This window comes from Rhizobium sp. KNZ14-9A (assembly GCF_056755015.1).
This window is the reverse complement of the sequence record NZ_JBPGXB010000004.1, coordinates 2,373,193-2,387,207: the sequence shown is the minus strand read 5'-3', so window position 1 is coordinate 2,387,207 and position 14,015 is coordinate 2,373,193. Positions and strand designations below refer to the sequence as shown.

The window sequence follows — 14,015 nt, the reverse complement described above, 5'->3', positions numbered from 1 at the left end:
AGTAACCCCTGCTCTTGAAATGGATCGAACCGCGGCTCCGCACTTATGCCTCGCAAGGGAGCGCCGGCACACGCGCCTATGACGTCTTCGTCGATTGCTTCAACAAGGGACTGCTGATCCGCGTCACCGGCGACATCATAGCCCTCTCCCCGCCGCTTATCGCCGAGAAGAGCGAAATCGAAACGATTGTCTCCAAGATCGGCGATGCCCTGAACAGGGTGGCGTGAATACAGCTAAGACATGGAAATTGCGCAACGAGAAAGAAGCGTATCGGAGCCGGACATGTCAGGTAACTGCATGCTGCGGAATTATCCCGAGCCGCAATCGCTGGATGAGCAGGACAGAGTGGCTCAATACTGCGTGAAATCGCCCGATTCCGACTGAAGCAACGTCAGCGGATAACGCGCAGGATGATGGACCAGCGCCGTCAGGTTGACCGGGCGGTTGCGATCGTCGAATGCGATCTGATCCACGGTGAGAACCGCAGCTGGCGGAGGCAGCCCGAGCATCGCAGCCTCCTTATCCGTCGCAAGACGCGCGCTCAGCGTTGTCTGCCCCCGTTTCGGATGAATGCGATAGCGCTCGCGAAGCTCGGCATAGAGCGACCGGTTGGCAACGGCCCAGTCGAGATCAAGCAGGCCCGGAACGCGGGCCACCGGTATCCAATCGGTCTGGACGACAGAAGGTATGTTGTCGAGAAGACGAAGCCTCGACAAGAGAACCACCTCGGCGCCGGGTGCAAGGAAAAGCGGGCGGCTCACCTCAAGCGGCGCATGCACGATGCTGGCCTCAATCAGCCGATGGCCGGGACTTCGCCCGTTCGCCATGGCAATGCTGGTGAAGCTTTTCAGAACTTGGAGTTCGAAGCCGCCACCACGCTCAGCGACGTAAAGTCCTTTCCCCGGCTGGCTATGTATGACGCCTTGCTGGATCAATTCGCGCACGGCGTGGCGCACGGTGATCCGGCTGACATTATAGAGATCAACGAGTTCCCGTTCTGATGGCAGCTTGCCGCGCAACGGCAACTTACCGTCGCGGATAGATGCCAAAAGAGCTTCGTAGACCTGCTTGTGCAAGGGGCGAGGGTCGTTCCGGTCGATGCCGCCCTGTGTCGCAATTAATGATGCCGGAGCTTGCTGCATCTTCGAAATCCGATCCTGTGCGGAGCACTCTTGCCGTTTTGCATCTTCGACGCAAACGCCGGCAAAGTCCATGTTGACATGACTGGTCATAACCAGTCCTATTGGAAACAAGGGGACAGAGAGCTCCGCATGATGCCGAAGCGTTATCAACGAAGGGAACAATCGATGCTGAAGAAAAGCCTTGCCGCATTGGCGATATCTGCAGCCCTCTGGGGCGGCAGCGCGCATGCCGAAACCATTTCCGTGTTTTGCTCGCCGACGGAATTCGAGCTCTGCACGAACGTTGCCAATGCCTGGAAAGAAAAGACGGGCAACGAGGCCAAGATCAACAAGATGCCCGCGCTTCTGGACGATGCGATCCCGATCTATCAGCAGTTGCTCGCCGCCAAATCCAAGGATGTCGACGTCCTTTTCCTCGATGTGATCTGGCTCGGCATGTTCAAGAGTAACCTGCTCGACCTCAAGGCAATGATCCCGCAGACAGATCAGGACAAGCATTTCGCCTCGACACTCAATGCGGCCAAGCTCGATGGCAATCTTATTGCCATGCCTGCCTATATGGATGTCGGGCTCATGTTCTACCGCAAAGACCTGCTCGAAAAATACGGCAAGCCGGCGCCCAAGACCTGGGACGAGCTTGCTGCCACCGCCAAGGAAATTCAGGACAAGGAACGGGCTGCAGGCTCGGCCGACATGTGGGGTTATGCCTGGCAGGCCAAGAGCTATGAAGGCCTGACCTGCGATGCGATCGAGCTTGTTGCTTCCAACGGTGGCGGCACCATCATTTCTGACGACGGAAAGGTGACTATCGACAACCCGCAGGCTGCCGAGGCGCTCGAAAAGGCGAAGGGCTGGATCGGCTCGATCAGCCCAGAGGGCGTCCTCAATTATGATGAAGAGCAGTCGCGCGCCGTCTTCGAATCCGGCAACGCGGTCTTCCACCGCAATTGGCCCTATGTCTGGGGCACTTCGCATGAAAAAGGGAGCAATATTGTCGACAAGGTCGGCGTGATGCCTCTACCGGTCGGCAAGGAAGGCGAAAAGTCAAGCGGATGCCTTGGCCCAATGTATTACGGCGTCAACAAATACAGCGCCAAGCCCGAGGTGGCGGCCGACTTCGTGAACTTCATCACCGGCCCCGATATGCAGAAGATGCGGGCGTTGAAGGCCGCCCTCAACCCGTCGATCCAGGCGCTCTACAGCGATCCGGAAGTTCTTGAGAAGATACCCTTCCTCAAGGATAACCAGCAGGCCTTTGCCGACAGCGCCGTGCGCCCGTCCGGCTACACTGGCACCAGCTACAACCGCGTTTCGCAGGCTTTCTACCGTTCGGTTCACGACATGCTTTCCGGCGGTGCCGAGGTCAAGTCCAGCCTGACGTCGCTGGCCGGCCGGCTCGAGAAACTGAAGGAAAGCCGCTGACGCTCTTCGGATTTCCGGCGGCGGGAACGGTCCGCGACCGGAACGCGTCACTGCCTCGCCACCAATCACGGTGGCGAGCCCTCTGCCGTCTCATACCCCCAGGTGAAAAATGGCATCGGTTTCGCTCGAATCCGTTTCGAAGAATTTCGGTACGCATGCTGTTATCCAGAATGTTGACCTGCAGATCATCGACGGCGAGTTTGTCGTTTTCGTCGGTCCCTCCGGTTGCGGCAAGTCAACGCTTTTGCGCATCGTCGCCGGCCTGATCTCCGCATCGAAGGGTGTGGTGAGGATAGGCGGCGACGACGTGACTGATGTGCCTGCCTCCAAGAGAGGCGTAGCCTTCGTCTTCCAGTCTTACGCGCTCTATCCGCATATGAACGTTGCGCGCAATATCGGCTTCGCGCTTGAGACCCTCGGTATGAACAGGGCCGCAATCAGTGAGAAAGTGCGGTCGGTCGCACGAATGTTGAAGGTCGATCATCTGCTCGAACGCCGGCCGCGCGAGCTGTCCGGCGGACAGCGCCAGCGCGTGGCGATCGGCCGCGCCTTGGTGCGCCAGCCCGAAATCTTCCTCTTCGATGAGCCGCTGTCCAATCTCGACTCGGATCTGCGCATGGAGATGCGCATGGAGATCGCCAAGCTCCACGACGATCTGAAGACGACAATGATCTATGTGACCCATGACCAATCGGAAGCGATGACGCTTGCCGACCGGATCGTCGTTCTCAATCACGGACGCATTGAGCAGGTCGGCACGCCGAAGGAACTCTACCACACTCCTGACAACCGGTTTGTCGCAGGCTTCATCGGCAGTCCCCGCATGAACTTCCTGCCCGTGCAGACAACATCAGCCAAAGTGAGCGGACCGGGCGGCCTCGTCATCGATGCGGACACCGAGGGCCAGGCAGTCACCGAGATCGGCATACGGTCGGAAGCGATCCAACTGGTGGCGGCAGGGGACGGACGAATGACCTGCATGCTCGAACGTATCGAGGATCTTGGCCACGAGCATTTCGCCTATTGCCGCATCAACGGTGACGTCATCTGGGTCGTCCGCGTCAATGTCGAGCCGCCGAGGGAACTGATCGGCAAGGAGGTCGGCCTGAATTTCCAGGACGCCTCGATCTTTGCCTTCGCCGCCGACGGAAGACGGCTCATTCTCAACCGCCAGGTCGGCGTGACCGAAGGAGCGCGGCAATGAGTGCCCGGCTCGCCCGCCGCGACCATCGTGCGGCCTGGCTGTTTCTGCTGCCGGTCATCATGGTCATGCTGGTCGTCGCCCTCTGGCCGCTCGGCCGCACCTTCTTCTTCGCCTTCACCGATGCCTATCTTGACGATCCCTCCGTCTATTCGATGACAGGGGTCGACAACTTCCTTGAGGTCATCAACGACCGCAGCTGGTGGATTGCCGTCAAGAACACACTGATCTTCACGGTCATCTCGGTCGCGATCGAGACGGTTCTCGGCCTGGCGATAGCGCTCCTCGTCAATGAAGCCATTCCCGGCCGCGGGCTGGCGCGCGCCGCCATCCTCGTGCCCTGGGCAATCCCGGTCGTCGTCTCGACGAAGATCTGGGAATGGATGCTGAACGACCAGTTCGGCGTTATCAATAAGCTCCTCATCGGGCTCGGCCTCATCGATCATGGCATCCCCTGGACGGCGAGCGGATCGCTGCTGATGGGCGTCGTGATCTTTGTTGACGTGTGGATGACAACCCCGTTCATGGTTCTGCTCATCCTGGCGGGCCTGCAACTGATATCCTCGGAGATATTCGAGGCGGCAGAGGTCGATGGCATTCCGGCATGGAAGCGCTTCTGGTCGATCACCCTGCCGATGCTGCGCCCGGCGATCGGCGTAGCGGTGCTCTTCCGCGTCCTTGATGCGCTCAGGATGTTCGATCTTGCCTATGTGATGGCGGCCAGCAACGAGAGCGTTATGACCGTCTCCATTTACGCGCGCGACCGGCTGATCAGCTTCCAGGAGCTCGGCATCGGCTCGGCGGCATCGACCTGGGTCTTCCTGCTCGTCGCGCTTGTCGCCATCATCATCATCGGGGTCCTTCGCCTCGACAGAGCCGCGGGGACCTGAGCGACATGGCCGATGCAACCATCCCGAAGACCATGCGCAAGCCCGCCTCCTACTTCCGGATGCGGCGGCGCGCCGCGCGAAGCCTGCAGATCCTGGCTCTTCTGCTCGTCCTGTTCTACACGCTGTTTCCCTATTACTGGGCCTTCGTTTCCTCGACGAAGCAGGGTTCGGCGCTCTATCAATCCGCGCTTATGCCTGCGTTCGACTTCACCTACTATCGCCAGTTGATCGACAATCCTGTTTTCATGGGCTCGCTTCTGAACTCGGCCTATGTCGCGGTCTCAACCACGTTCCTGTCGCTCGTCATCGGGCTCAGCGCCGCTTATGCGCTGGGGCGCATCGACTTTCCGCAACGGCGCACTATCCTGATGATCGTGCTGATGATCTCGATCTTCCCGCAGGTCGTCGTTCTCTCCGGCATGTTCGAGCTGATCAACTGGATGGGTCTGTTCAACCGGCCAAGCGCGCTCGTCCTCACCTATCTCCTGTCGACCGTGCCCTTCACGACCTGGATCCTGACCACCTTCATCCGCGAGTTTCCAAGGGAGCTGGAAGAGGCTGCGATCATCGACGGCTGCTCACATTTTAGAATTCTGACGAAGATCCTGCTGCCCTTGATGGGACCTTCGCTTGCCAGCACAGGCATCCTTGCCTTCATTCTGGCGTGGAACGAGTTTCTCTTCGCACTGACCTTCACCCTGACGGACGAGAACCGGACCGTGCCGGTTGCGATCGGCCTGATCGCAGGCAATAGCCGGTACGAATATCCGTTCGGTCAGATCATGGCCGCATCCGTTACCGTGACGCTGCCGCTGATCATCATCGTATTGATCTTCCAGAGACGCATCGTTGCCGGCCTGACGGCAGGCGCCATCAAAGGCTGACAAAGGAAAAGACCATGGACATGCTGGTAAAACTCTACGAGCTGAGGGCCGATCCTGAACTCGATGCGCGCATCGCCGAAAAGGGCATCACCATCCGGCGCGTCCTTGCGCCGGAGTTGAGCGCTCTGACGGCCTGGATCGAGCCGCGCTTCGGATCCGGCTGGGTCGCGGAAGCGACCGTTGCCACCATGCGCCAGCCGCCCACTTGCTTCATCGCAATCCAGAACGACGAACTCATCGGCTTTGCCTGCCACGAGGCAACCGCGAAGGGCTTCTTCGGGCCGACCGGCGTCGATGCGGTCGCCCGCGGCAAAGGTGTTGGCCACGCTCTGCTGCTGACCACGCTTCTCGATATGTACGCGCAGGGGTATGCCTACGGGGTAATCGGGGGCGCCGGTCCAATGGAATTTTATCGTCGAAGCGTCGGGGCAGTTCCGATCGAAGGCTCGGAACCTGGCATCTATCGCGGCATGCTGCCTCTTGCCGAGCCGAAAGGCATCTCGGAATCGGGCCACTAGGTCTGGTCGAGACAGCCGAGCGGGCCCTTTCGATTTGCAGGACTTCAGGTGCATTGCGGTCGGTCTCCAAGCTGATCGAACGCGGCACCAGAAGGGCTGCCATGTCGGCTGCACTGCGTCCGCCCGCGCAAGACGCGCGGCGCCGATCGAGGTTGAACAGCCTGTCGGAACGCACCGGCAGGTCGGGAAACCTTTTCCGATACGCTTTGACATGCAGCCAGCCGACACAGGCCTCACGGTTCGTGCCGAAAATTCTCTCGTAATACCGAGCAACCGCCAAGCACGGGCCCGTTCATGACGCCAGCGCATGAAACGTGGCCTATGCGCGCGAGGTCGCGCGCGGCGGTCAATACAGAATTGATGGGAAAAACCAGTTATTTATTGCCGGCTAATGTTCCCTTCTGTAGCCTCCTATTTGGGAGGACTACTATGCAACACATCGATTCGATTTCAGCCGAGCCCATCGTAGTGACGAAGGTTTGGTGCATTTCTGATTTTTGCTCGAAGCACAGGCTGGACGAAAGGGAGCAAGCGAAGCTGACCGCGCTTTTCGGTGAGTTCGCGACGACAAGTGAGCTTGCGCACAATGTGACGCGCAGGTCCAAATCTAGGTAAGTCACGCCCGGGCTGATACGTGACCGGGCGTCCACCGCAACTATCTGTGCGTCCGGAAAGTGTGGGGCTATCAACCCCCTCGGCTTGTGAGGGTTTTGAATTGTGGTAAACCTCCCTCACCAATCCTTCGGTCAGTTGCTTCGTCAGTTCCATCGCCTTCCATGAAGCCGATATTTCTAGATGAGGGGCCTTCCGATGATGGCGGCAAAGGCGGAAATACTACCTAGATACTGTGCAACCAAACATGTGATCCGACAGATCACCGGGTATGGCCTGTCGATCATATCTTCCCGAGCAGAGAAATACTCGACCTTCAGTAGGAGAGCTCATAGTGGGTTGGAAAACGCCGAAAATCGATTATGTCAACGGTTACAAGATTGTTGAGGTCGATGGCCCCGCCTTCAAAGTCTTTGAGGGCGACCATCAGCTCGGGGATGATTTCCCTTACCCCGGGGAAGCGGCAGCTCACGCGAATTCTCTACCAAGGCTGAACCCTCCACGAGGCTAGGCAAGGGAGAGGCGCCCCCGCGCCTGCTTGATCTCTCCGATTTACCCCACAGATTCCCACTTTTTCCAGCTATTACTCGGCTGTGCATCAGTTACGCCTCTGCTCTTGAAGGGACACGATCTGGATCCCTACGATCCTCAACCAACTGCATGCCAACTCAGAGCGCTGAGTCTTTACGCCCTGATTATAGTCACGGTTCGCTGTAATTCGCTCGACCAGAATCTAAACTTAGGTATCGGTCAAATAGACCTAGTCCTGATTCTCCAAAGTCTCCAACTGCGCGATCCTCGATTGTGAACCGACGCTCATCGGCATCTTGAGGAAACCCCGATGTCACACACCCAATTATCCTTGTACCATCGCGGTCGGGGCGAGACCTCGTCGTCCCACTCGCGCGTTCTGACCGTCGCGAATTCGAATTGCCAAAACACTCTAGCGGTGCCAATGGCGTTCCCTTCCGGCCCCGAACCCGGCCCCTTAGGCGTGAACACGGGCATGCACAGTTCGCGTCAATTGCACCCGTTGATTGCGCTCTCGACAGTTCTCCCTATCGCGATTGTCGCGTTCGTTGCCGTTTCTTGGGCGGGAGCCCAGCTGATCGGAATGCTTCTCGCGCTATACCAATGACACAGGGATTGAACTCGTGTGAAGTTGCCCGATGTCGTCAACGGGCCGGAATCTCCGGCTAGGGAGAGGTGTTTTTCAAACCTTTTCAAACTGACAAAACAGCACGGAATCGGCATGGGCCTCGCCATTTGCAGGTCTATCGTCGAAGCCCATGACTGAAAAGATCGGCCGGAGCCAATGCGTCGGGCGGCGCGCCGTATTCCGCGTGAGCCTGCCCCTCACTCACAAAAAAACGAACTCAAAGGAGTAAGTATATGGAAGCGATCTACACAGCCAAGGTAACTGCCTTCGGTGGACGTCATGGCAAGATTAGGAGCGACGACGGCATTCTCGACTTACAGCTGGCTATGCCGCAAGCTTTGGGCGGCAAAGGAGGCGCGACCAATCCTGAACAACTTTTCGCGGGAGGCTATGCCGCGTGCTTCGAAAACGCCCTTTTCCGGGCAGCACGGGAAAGCCGTCATCACATTCCCGACGGTGACATCGAGGTAGTTGGTGAAGTTGAGCTTGGCAAGACCGAGAGCGACACGTTCGTGCTGGCTGTTACCCTGCACATCACGATTGCAGGGATTGAACCGGGCCTGATCGACGAGCTTGTCGCGCGGGCTGACGCGATATGCCCATACTCGAATGCCATTCGCGGAAATGTTGAGGTTAGGAAGCTGGCCCACTCTAGGGTCTCGTAATCGAATATCCGATGGGAACAAGCGGCCCCCGTCAGAAAGAGACCTGACGATCATCACTACTACCTACCACGGAGTGTGGGGGTACCTACACTTTAATTTGGTTTCACTCCAATCCGGTCTGGCCTAACCTAGCACTCATCGCCCGACATCGTCAGCGCAAAGCGTTATGAGGACGGCAAACCCATAGCCTCAGACGAAACGTGCCGAACGCCCGGTCACTCGGCGGCGATCGAAACAGCGTGCCCGGAGCAAACTTCTGATTTTGCAACGTTAGACTCGATTCAGAAATTAATCGGCGACAGCCTTTAACCAGCAGCAACAGAGGAACCGTGATCATGAGATACACTAGCGCATGCATGGCTCTTGCCACACTCCTTCCGCTCGCGACCTTGGCCAATCCCGCAGCCGCAGAACCTGTCAAGAACATCGTTCTCGTGCATGGTGCGTGGGTAGACGGTTCCGGCTGGAAGCCGATCTTCGAAATCCTGACGAAGGAAGGGTTCCACGTTTCGATGGTCCAGGAACCCGAAAGTTCTTTCACCGATGACGTGGCGGCGACGAAGCGCGTCCTCGACATGCAGGACGGCCCTACACTGCTCGTTGGCCACAGTTATGGAGGCTCCATCATCACTGAAGCGGGTGTCCATCCGTCTGTCGTAGGTCTGGTCTATGTCGCCGCCCATGCGCCGGATGTCGGGGAAGACGAAGGATCGCTAGGCAAGAAGACGCCCAGCGTGCTCGCCAAGACGCCGGGCGCGGTCAAGAAAACCCCGGATGGCTACACCTATCTCGACCCCGACGAGTTTCCGAAACTGTTCGCTCCTGACCTTCCCCGCAAACAAGCTCTGTTCGGAGCACGTTCGCAGGTCCTGGCATCTGCCGAAGTGTTCACCCAACCACTGACCGCGGCCGCGTGGAAAACCAAGCCAAGCTGGGCTGTCGTTGCCGGCAACGATCAGATCATCAATCCGGACCTTGAGCGTTGGTACTACAAGCGCGCCAATAGCCACACGGTCGAGATCAAGGGTGCGAGCCACTCGGTCTACGAGTCCCATCCGAAGGAAGTGGCGGCCGTCATCACCGAAGCGGCGCGAAAAGTTGAAACTGAGGCCATGGCGAGCGACAAATAACAGCCGGCCAAAAAGGCTGCCGCCAGGCGGCAGCCCTTCATCCCGCAATTCGGTCCACACCGACGGATCGCATGGTCTACCTTCCAAATGCAGGAGTTTCGCATGCAGTGGCACAAGAACCGTGACGCCAGGGATCAACGCATCGAAGCGGGCCGCAAACTGTCAGCGGGAAAAATCGTCGACGCCCAGGATGCCACTCGCCTGCTTGAAGCCGTCATCCGTAAAGGCGATCGCGTTTGCCTGGAAGGCGACAACCAGAAGCAGGCCGACTTGCTCAGCTCGGCCCTCCTGGCAGTAAATACGGAAAACATAAGCGACCTGCATATCGTACAGTCGGGCGTGGTACTTCCCGAGCATCTCGACCTCTTTGAGCGCGGCGTCGCCACCAAACTCGACTATGCCTACTCCGGTCCGCAGTCGGCCCGCATTGCGGAAATGCTGTTCGGCGGAAAAATTCAACTCGGCGCGGTGCACACCTACCTCGAACTGTTTGCCCGCTATTTTATCGATCTGACGCCCAACGTGGCTCTTATTGCGGCGGTTAGCGCTGATCGCGAAGGCAATCTCTATACGGGTCCGAATACCGAAGACACGCCGACTGTCGTCGAAGCAACTGCTTTCAAGGACGGTATCGTCATTGCCCAGGTCAATGAAATCGTCGCCAAGGTCCCTCGCGTGGACATCCCCGGAGACCGCGTGCACTTCGTGGTTAAAGCCGACAAGCCCTTCTTCGTCGAGCCCCTTTTTACCCGCGATCCGGCGGCCATCACCGAAACCCAGATCCTGACAGCAATGCTTGCCATCAAGGGCATCTACGCGCCCTACGGCGTCAAGCGCCTGAACCACGGCATCGGGTTTAATACGGCTGCCATCGAGCTTCTTTTGCCGACGTTCGGCGAAGCTCTGGGGCTGAAAGGCAAGATCGCAAGCCATTTTGCCCTCAACCCGCACCCCGCACTTATTCCCGCAATCGAATCCGGGTGGGTGGAGCAGATACACTCGTTTGGCTCCGAGGTCGGGATGGAAGACTACATCAGGGCCCGATCCGATGTTTACTTCACTGGGCCTGACGGGTCGCTTCGCTCGAACCGCGCCTTCAGTCAGGTGGCGGGCCTTTACGCTTGCGACATGTTCGTTGGCTCGACGCTCCAGATCGACTTGGCTGGAAACTCTTCAACGGTGACGACCTCAAGGATAGCGGGATTCGGTGGTGCTCCCAACATGGGATCGGATGCTCGCGGTCGGCGGCATCCGAGCGATCCCTGGCTGCAGGCAGGAAGTGAAGCGGACCCCACGGGATTGCCGGCCCTGCGCCGCGGCCGGAAACTCGTCGTCCAGATTGGCGAGACGTTCGGAGAAAAGAACGTCCCCTTGTTCGTCGAGAAGCTGGACGCGCTTGCCCTGGCCGAAAAGCTCAAGCTCGATCTCGCGCCCATCATGATCTACGGGGACGACGTCACTCACATCGTGACGGAAGAAGGCATCGCGAACCTGCTGCTGTGCCGCAACCCGCAGGAGCGCGAACAGGCTATCCGCGGGGTTGCCGGCTACACAGACGTGGGCCGCGCCCGCGACAAGGCGATGGTCAACCAGCTCAGGGGCCGCGGCGTCATTCTCAGACCGGAAGACCTTGGAATCGATCCGCTTCAGGCGGACCGCAATCTGCTGGCAGCACGGTCCATCAAGGACATCGTTCGCTGGTCGGGCGGCCTCTACGTTCCGCCCTCGAAGTTTCGCAACTGGTGATGGGAGCAGTCCATGGAAAACCTCACATTCACACATGCCGTGGCCGACAAGGCCGCGGGCAACACGAAGCAAGCGATTACAGGGGTCGTTGCGTCAGGAAATTTGGAAGTCCTCGTAGAGCGCATCGTTCCTGAAAAGCAGTGCGTTGTCGAGATTCGAACCACAGTTCGAGGGTTCGATCCCGTCTGGCAGGCGGTCGTCGAAGATTTCGTCGAGCGCTTCCAAACGGGCGGCCTGCGGTTCTCGATCAACGATGGCGGCGCGCGACCCGACACCGTGTCGCTTCGCCTGGCACAGGCTTTGCGCCTGATGGAGAAAACAGAGAAATGAACGTTCCAACAAACGCTGCCACCCAAGCCGCCGGCACCGACGCCAGACAAGCCAGCTGGTATGAGTCCTCGGCTCGCGCCCGTGTATCGCTTCTCCTAGACGACGATAGCTTCAACGAGTTTCTCGGCCCGGCAGAACGCGAGATGAGCCCAAATCTCAAGTCCTTCGATCTTCCCGAGCAATTCGATGACGGGATGATTGTTGGACGTGGGCTGATCAAGAGCATACCCGTTTTCATCGCAGCGCAGGAAGGCCGTTTCATGGGCGGGGCTTTCGGCGAGGTTCACGGCGCGAAACTCACTGGCCTTCTTCGGGCGGCCCGCGATATGCGTTCGGTACCAGTCATCATCCTGTTTGATACGGGTGGTGTGCGTCTCCAGGAAGCCAACGCCGGCGAACTGGCGATTGCCGAAATCATGCGTGCCGTCATAGAGGCGAGGATCGCCGGTGTCACAGTCATAGGCCTCATTGGCGGAAGAGCCGGGTGCTACGGCGGCGGGGGCCTGATTGCCGGATGCTGCTCGGCTCTCGCAGTCTCCGAGCAGGGCCGCATTTCCGTCTCGGGACCCGAAGTGATCGAGACAAATCGCGGCGTTGAGGAATTCGATTCTAAAGACCGGGCACTCGTCTGGCGCACCATGGGAGGCAAGCATCGCCGTCTGATCGGTGGGGCCGACGCCTTCGTCGATGACACGATCGCAGGTTTCCGGGAGACCGCCCTCAGCCTGTTGGCCGACACTCGGCCGCTCACTCTCCAGACATTGCAGGACGAGCAGAGGCGGCTCGAATGGCGGATTGAACAGTTTGGCAAATCCGCCGATGCGATCGACATCTGGCGGTCCATAGGTATCACCGACGCCGCTTCCATTCCCGAGATGACCTATGCGCGGTTCACGGCCGCCGCTCAAAAAGTACGGAGGCCGAACCATGCAGCTCGCTGATATCCTGGCGTCACTTTTCCCGGACGGTCACAGCATCAAAACCGACCATGGTCTGCTGTACGGTTCGGCTCTGCTTTCGGACGGACAGCAGGCACTTGTCGTAGGCGTTTCGGATCGGGCAGCAGTTGGTGTCGATCAGGCCTCCCTGCTTTCCCGTCACATCCTCGACGACCATTCGGGAACGGGGCCGATCCTGGTGATCGTCGACAGCGATAGCCAAATGATGAGCAAACGCGACGAGTTGCTCGGGCTCAACGAGTTCCTGGCTCATCTCGCCAAATGCCTGATCTTCGCTGATCTTCATGGCCGTCTGACGATCGGCATCCTCTACGGCCACACGGCGGCCGGGGCGTTTCTCGCGACCGCGCTTGCGACCCGGGTTCTCGTCGCGCTTCCTGGCGCGGAGCCTGCTGTGATGGACCTCGCGTCCATGTCAAAGGTGACAAAGCTATCCATCGAGATTCTGCAGGAAAAGGCTAAGACGACTGCCATCTTCGCTCCCGGATTGGACAATCTCTCGAAGACGGGTGCAGTCCATTTCGTATGGAACGAGCGGGAATCGCTGGCAAGCCAACTGAGCGCGCTTCTGGCCGATCTCCCTGACGCAGTCGACAAGCGCGACCTTCTCGGCTTCGAAAGGCATGGCCGTACCAAAGCGGCGGAAATCGCGGAGCGCGTCTATGCGATCGCACGCGCTTCCTAAGCTTCGCCCGCTGAAGCGCCACGACCTGGTTTATCTCGACCCGGCGAGATGGAATTCCGTGCTCGAAAGGCAGCTCGGATCAGATCGCGCCGATCCTCTGATCCGGTCCTGGGTGGACAGAGAATGGCCGCTCGTGGCGCGCCGGCCCATGGTGCACGAGACGCACGGCATCGCCCTTGGCCTGCCGCTGCCACCATCACTGGAAAAGCGACGCATTCCGTTCGTGGTGGAGGCCGATGACATCCTCGCGATCCACGAACCGACGGCGCTCGCCTGTGCCCGCGGCCAAGCCCCCATGTTATGGCAACGGACCTTCGACGAACTGGAATTCTTCGCGGCGCATCGCGGTATCGAACTGCAAGTATTCGGCAGCCTCGCTTGGCAGGCGCTGACCGGTCTTGCGTATCTTACAAGCTCGTCGGACATCGACCTGCTGCTGCATGTCCGTTCCCCGGCCGACATAGACCTGCTCTCCTCGGAGATTTCCAGGATCGAGGATGTATCGCCCAGCCGCATCGACGGCGAGTTTATCCGTGACGACGGCCTTGCCGCCAACTGGCGCGAATTCCTGTTCAGGCCGGCCGACGTCATGGTGAAGTCCATGCAGGGCATCGCACTACTCGACCGAAGACGGTTCCTCGCCGGAGATTTTCTCTCATGAATGCCCTCTCC

At 59.0% G+C, this 14,015-nt stretch carries 13 protein-coding genes and 2 pseudogenes; 13 read left to right on the top strand and 2 right to left on the bottom strand.

From position 1 onward, the window contains the following. Window positions 1–56: 56 nt before the first annotated feature. Window positions 57–227, top strand: a pseudogene (locus ACR9ZQ_RS41440) (aspartate aminotransferase family protein); the annotation flags it as partial. Window positions 228–350: 123 nt separating this feature from the next. On the opposite strand, the gene ACR9ZQ_RS41435 reads toward ACR9ZQ_RS41440, so the two are convergent. Beyond that, window positions 351–1,142, bottom strand: coding sequence for a GntR family transcriptional regulator (locus ACR9ZQ_RS41435; RefSeq protein ID WP_481430896.1), 792 nt, complete (start codon window positions 1,140–1,142; stop codon window positions 351–353). A 165-nt stretch (window positions 1,143–1,307) separates the two neighbouring features. Between ACR9ZQ_RS41435 and ACR9ZQ_RS41430 the strand changes: the two genes are divergently transcribed. The 5 genes from ACR9ZQ_RS41430 (at window position 1,308) to ACR9ZQ_RS41410 (ending at window position 6,057) form a co-directional block, all read left to right on the top strand. Further along, window positions 1,308–2,564, top strand: a complete 1,257-nt coding sequence (locus tag ACR9ZQ_RS41430; protein ID WP_481430895.1) for an ABC transporter substrate-binding protein — start codon at window positions 1,308–1,310, stop codon at window positions 2,562–2,564. A gap of 109 nt (window positions 2,565–2,673) precedes the next feature. Further along, window positions 2,674–3,768, top strand: a complete 1,095-nt coding sequence (locus ACR9ZQ_RS41425; RefSeq protein WP_481430894.1) for an ABC transporter ATP-binding protein — start codon at window positions 2,674–2,676, stop codon at window positions 3,766–3,768. Then, window positions 3,765–4,655 (top strand): carbohydrate ABC transporter permease, encoded by an 891-nt coding sequence (locus ACR9ZQ_RS41420; protein WP_481430893.1) that lies wholly within the window; start codon window positions 3,765–3,767, stop codon window positions 4,653–4,655. Before ACR9ZQ_RS41425 ends, ACR9ZQ_RS41420 begins: the two co-directional genes overlap by 4 nt. A gap of 59 nt (window positions 4,656–4,714) precedes the next feature. Beyond that, window positions 4,715–5,539: a carbohydrate ABC transporter permease gene (locus tag ACR9ZQ_RS41415; protein WP_481431017.1), complete on the top strand. Its 825-nt coding sequence runs from the start codon at window positions 4,715–4,717 to the stop codon at window positions 5,537–5,539. Between the two features lie 14 nt (window positions 5,540–5,553). Next, window positions 5,554–6,057, top strand: coding sequence for a GNAT family N-acetyltransferase (locus tag ACR9ZQ_RS41410; RefSeq protein WP_481430892.1), 504 nt, complete (start codon window positions 5,554–5,556; stop codon window positions 6,055–6,057). Here the strand turns inward: ACR9ZQ_RS41410 and ACR9ZQ_RS41405 are convergent. Next, window positions 6,044–6,292 (bottom strand): annotated as a pseudogene (locus ACR9ZQ_RS41405) (GlxA family transcriptional regulator); the annotation flags it as partial. The gene ACR9ZQ_RS41410 and the pseudogene ACR9ZQ_RS41405 sit on opposite strands and share 14 nt — an antisense overlap. Before the next feature lie 1,769 nt (window positions 6,293–8,061). Between ACR9ZQ_RS41405 and ACR9ZQ_RS41400 the strand changes: the two are divergent. From ACR9ZQ_RS41400 to mdcG, 7 genes are all read left to right on the top strand, one after another. Next, window positions 8,062–8,493: an organic hydroperoxide resistance protein gene (locus ACR9ZQ_RS41400; protein WP_481430891.1), complete on the top strand. Its 432-nt coding sequence runs from the start codon at window positions 8,062–8,064 to the stop codon at window positions 8,491–8,493. Window positions 8,494–8,828: 335 nt separating this feature from the next. After that, window positions 8,829–9,623 (top strand): alpha/beta hydrolase, encoded by a 795-nt coding sequence (locus tag ACR9ZQ_RS41395; RefSeq protein WP_481430890.1) that lies wholly within the window; start codon window positions 8,829–8,831, stop codon window positions 9,621–9,623. Between the two features lie 102 nt (window positions 9,624–9,725). Next, entirely contained in the window at window positions 9,726–11,369 is a 1,644-nt protein-coding gene (mdcA, locus tag ACR9ZQ_RS41390; RefSeq protein WP_481430889.1) for a malonate decarboxylase subunit alpha, read from the top strand. A 12-nt stretch (window positions 11,370–11,381) separates the two neighbouring features. After that, window positions 11,382–11,699 (top strand): malonate decarboxylase acyl carrier protein, encoded by a 318-nt coding sequence (mdcC, locus tag ACR9ZQ_RS41385; protein WP_310380931.1) that lies wholly within the window; start codon window positions 11,382–11,384, stop codon window positions 11,697–11,699. Further along, a complete protein-coding gene (locus ACR9ZQ_RS41380; RefSeq protein ID WP_481430888.1) occupies window positions 11,696–12,640 on the top strand; it encodes a biotin-independent malonate decarboxylase subunit beta in 945 nt (314 codons plus the stop codon). Before mdcC ends, ACR9ZQ_RS41380 begins: the two co-directional genes overlap by 4 nt. After that, a complete protein-coding gene (locus ACR9ZQ_RS41375) occupies window positions 12,627–13,343 on the top strand; it encodes a biotin-independent malonate decarboxylase subunit gamma (protein ID WP_481430887.1) in 717 nt (238 codons plus the stop codon). Before ACR9ZQ_RS41380 ends, ACR9ZQ_RS41375 begins: the two co-directional genes overlap by 14 nt. After that, window positions 13,282–14,004 carry a malonate decarboxylase holo-[acyl-carrier-protein] synthase gene (gene mdcG, locus ACR9ZQ_RS41370; RefSeq protein ID WP_481430886.1) on the top strand — a complete coding sequence of 241 codons (723 nt, stop codon included), beginning with the start codon at window positions 13,282–13,284 and terminating at the stop codon, window positions 14,002–14,004. Before ACR9ZQ_RS41375 ends, mdcG begins: the two co-directional genes overlap by 62 nt. Window positions 14,005–14,015 lie beyond the last annotated feature (11 nt).

Excerpts from the sequence above, each read along its gene's own strand:
- ACR9ZQ_RS41435 (WP_481430896.1), bottom strand. The coding sequence starts at position 1,142 with ATGCAGCAAGCTCCGGCATCATTAATTGCGACACAGGGCGGCATCGAC.
- ACR9ZQ_RS41380 (WP_481430888.1), top strand. The coding sequence starts at position 11,696 with ATGAACGTTCCAACAAACGCTGCCACCCAAGCCGCCGGCACCGACGCC.
- ACR9ZQ_RS41395 (WP_481430890.1), top strand. The coding sequence starts at position 8,829 with ATGAGATACACTAGCGCATGCATGGCTCTTGCCACACTCCTTCCGCTC.
- mdcA (WP_481430889.1), top strand. The coding sequence starts at position 9,726 with ATGCAGTGGCACAAGAACCGTGACGCCAGGGATCAACGCATCGAAGCG.
- mdcG (WP_481430886.1), top strand. The coding sequence starts at position 13,282 with ATGGCCGTACCAAAGCGGCGGAAATCGCGGAGCGCGTCTATGCGATCG.
- ACR9ZQ_RS41400 (WP_481430891.1), top strand. The coding sequence starts at position 8,062 with ATGGAAGCGATCTACACAGCCAAGGTAACTGCCTTCGGTGGACGTCAT.
- ACR9ZQ_RS41420 (WP_481430893.1), top strand. The coding sequence starts at position 3,765 with ATGAGTGCCCGGCTCGCCCGCCGCGACCATCGTGCGGCCTGGCTGTTT.
- ACR9ZQ_RS41415 (WP_481431017.1), top strand. The coding sequence starts at position 4,715 with ATGCGGCGGCGCGCCGCGCGAAGCCTGCAGATCCTGGCTCTTCTGCTC.
- ACR9ZQ_RS41375 (WP_481430887.1), top strand. The coding sequence starts at position 12,627 with ATGCAGCTCGCTGATATCCTGGCGTCACTTTTCCCGGACGGTCACAGC.
- ACR9ZQ_RS41425 (WP_481430894.1), top strand. The coding sequence starts at position 2,674 with ATGGCATCGGTTTCGCTCGAATCCGTTTCGAAGAATTTCGGTACGCAT.
- ACR9ZQ_RS41410 (WP_481430892.1), top strand. The coding sequence starts at position 5,554 with ATGGACATGCTGGTAAAACTCTACGAGCTGAGGGCCGATCCTGAACTC.
- ACR9ZQ_RS41430 (WP_481430895.1), top strand. The coding sequence starts at position 1,308 with ATGCTGAAGAAAAGCCTTGCCGCATTGGCGATATCTGCAGCCCTCTGG.
- mdcC (WP_310380931.1), top strand. The coding sequence starts at position 11,382 with ATGGAAAACCTCACATTCACACATGCCGTGGCCGACAAGGCCGCGGGC.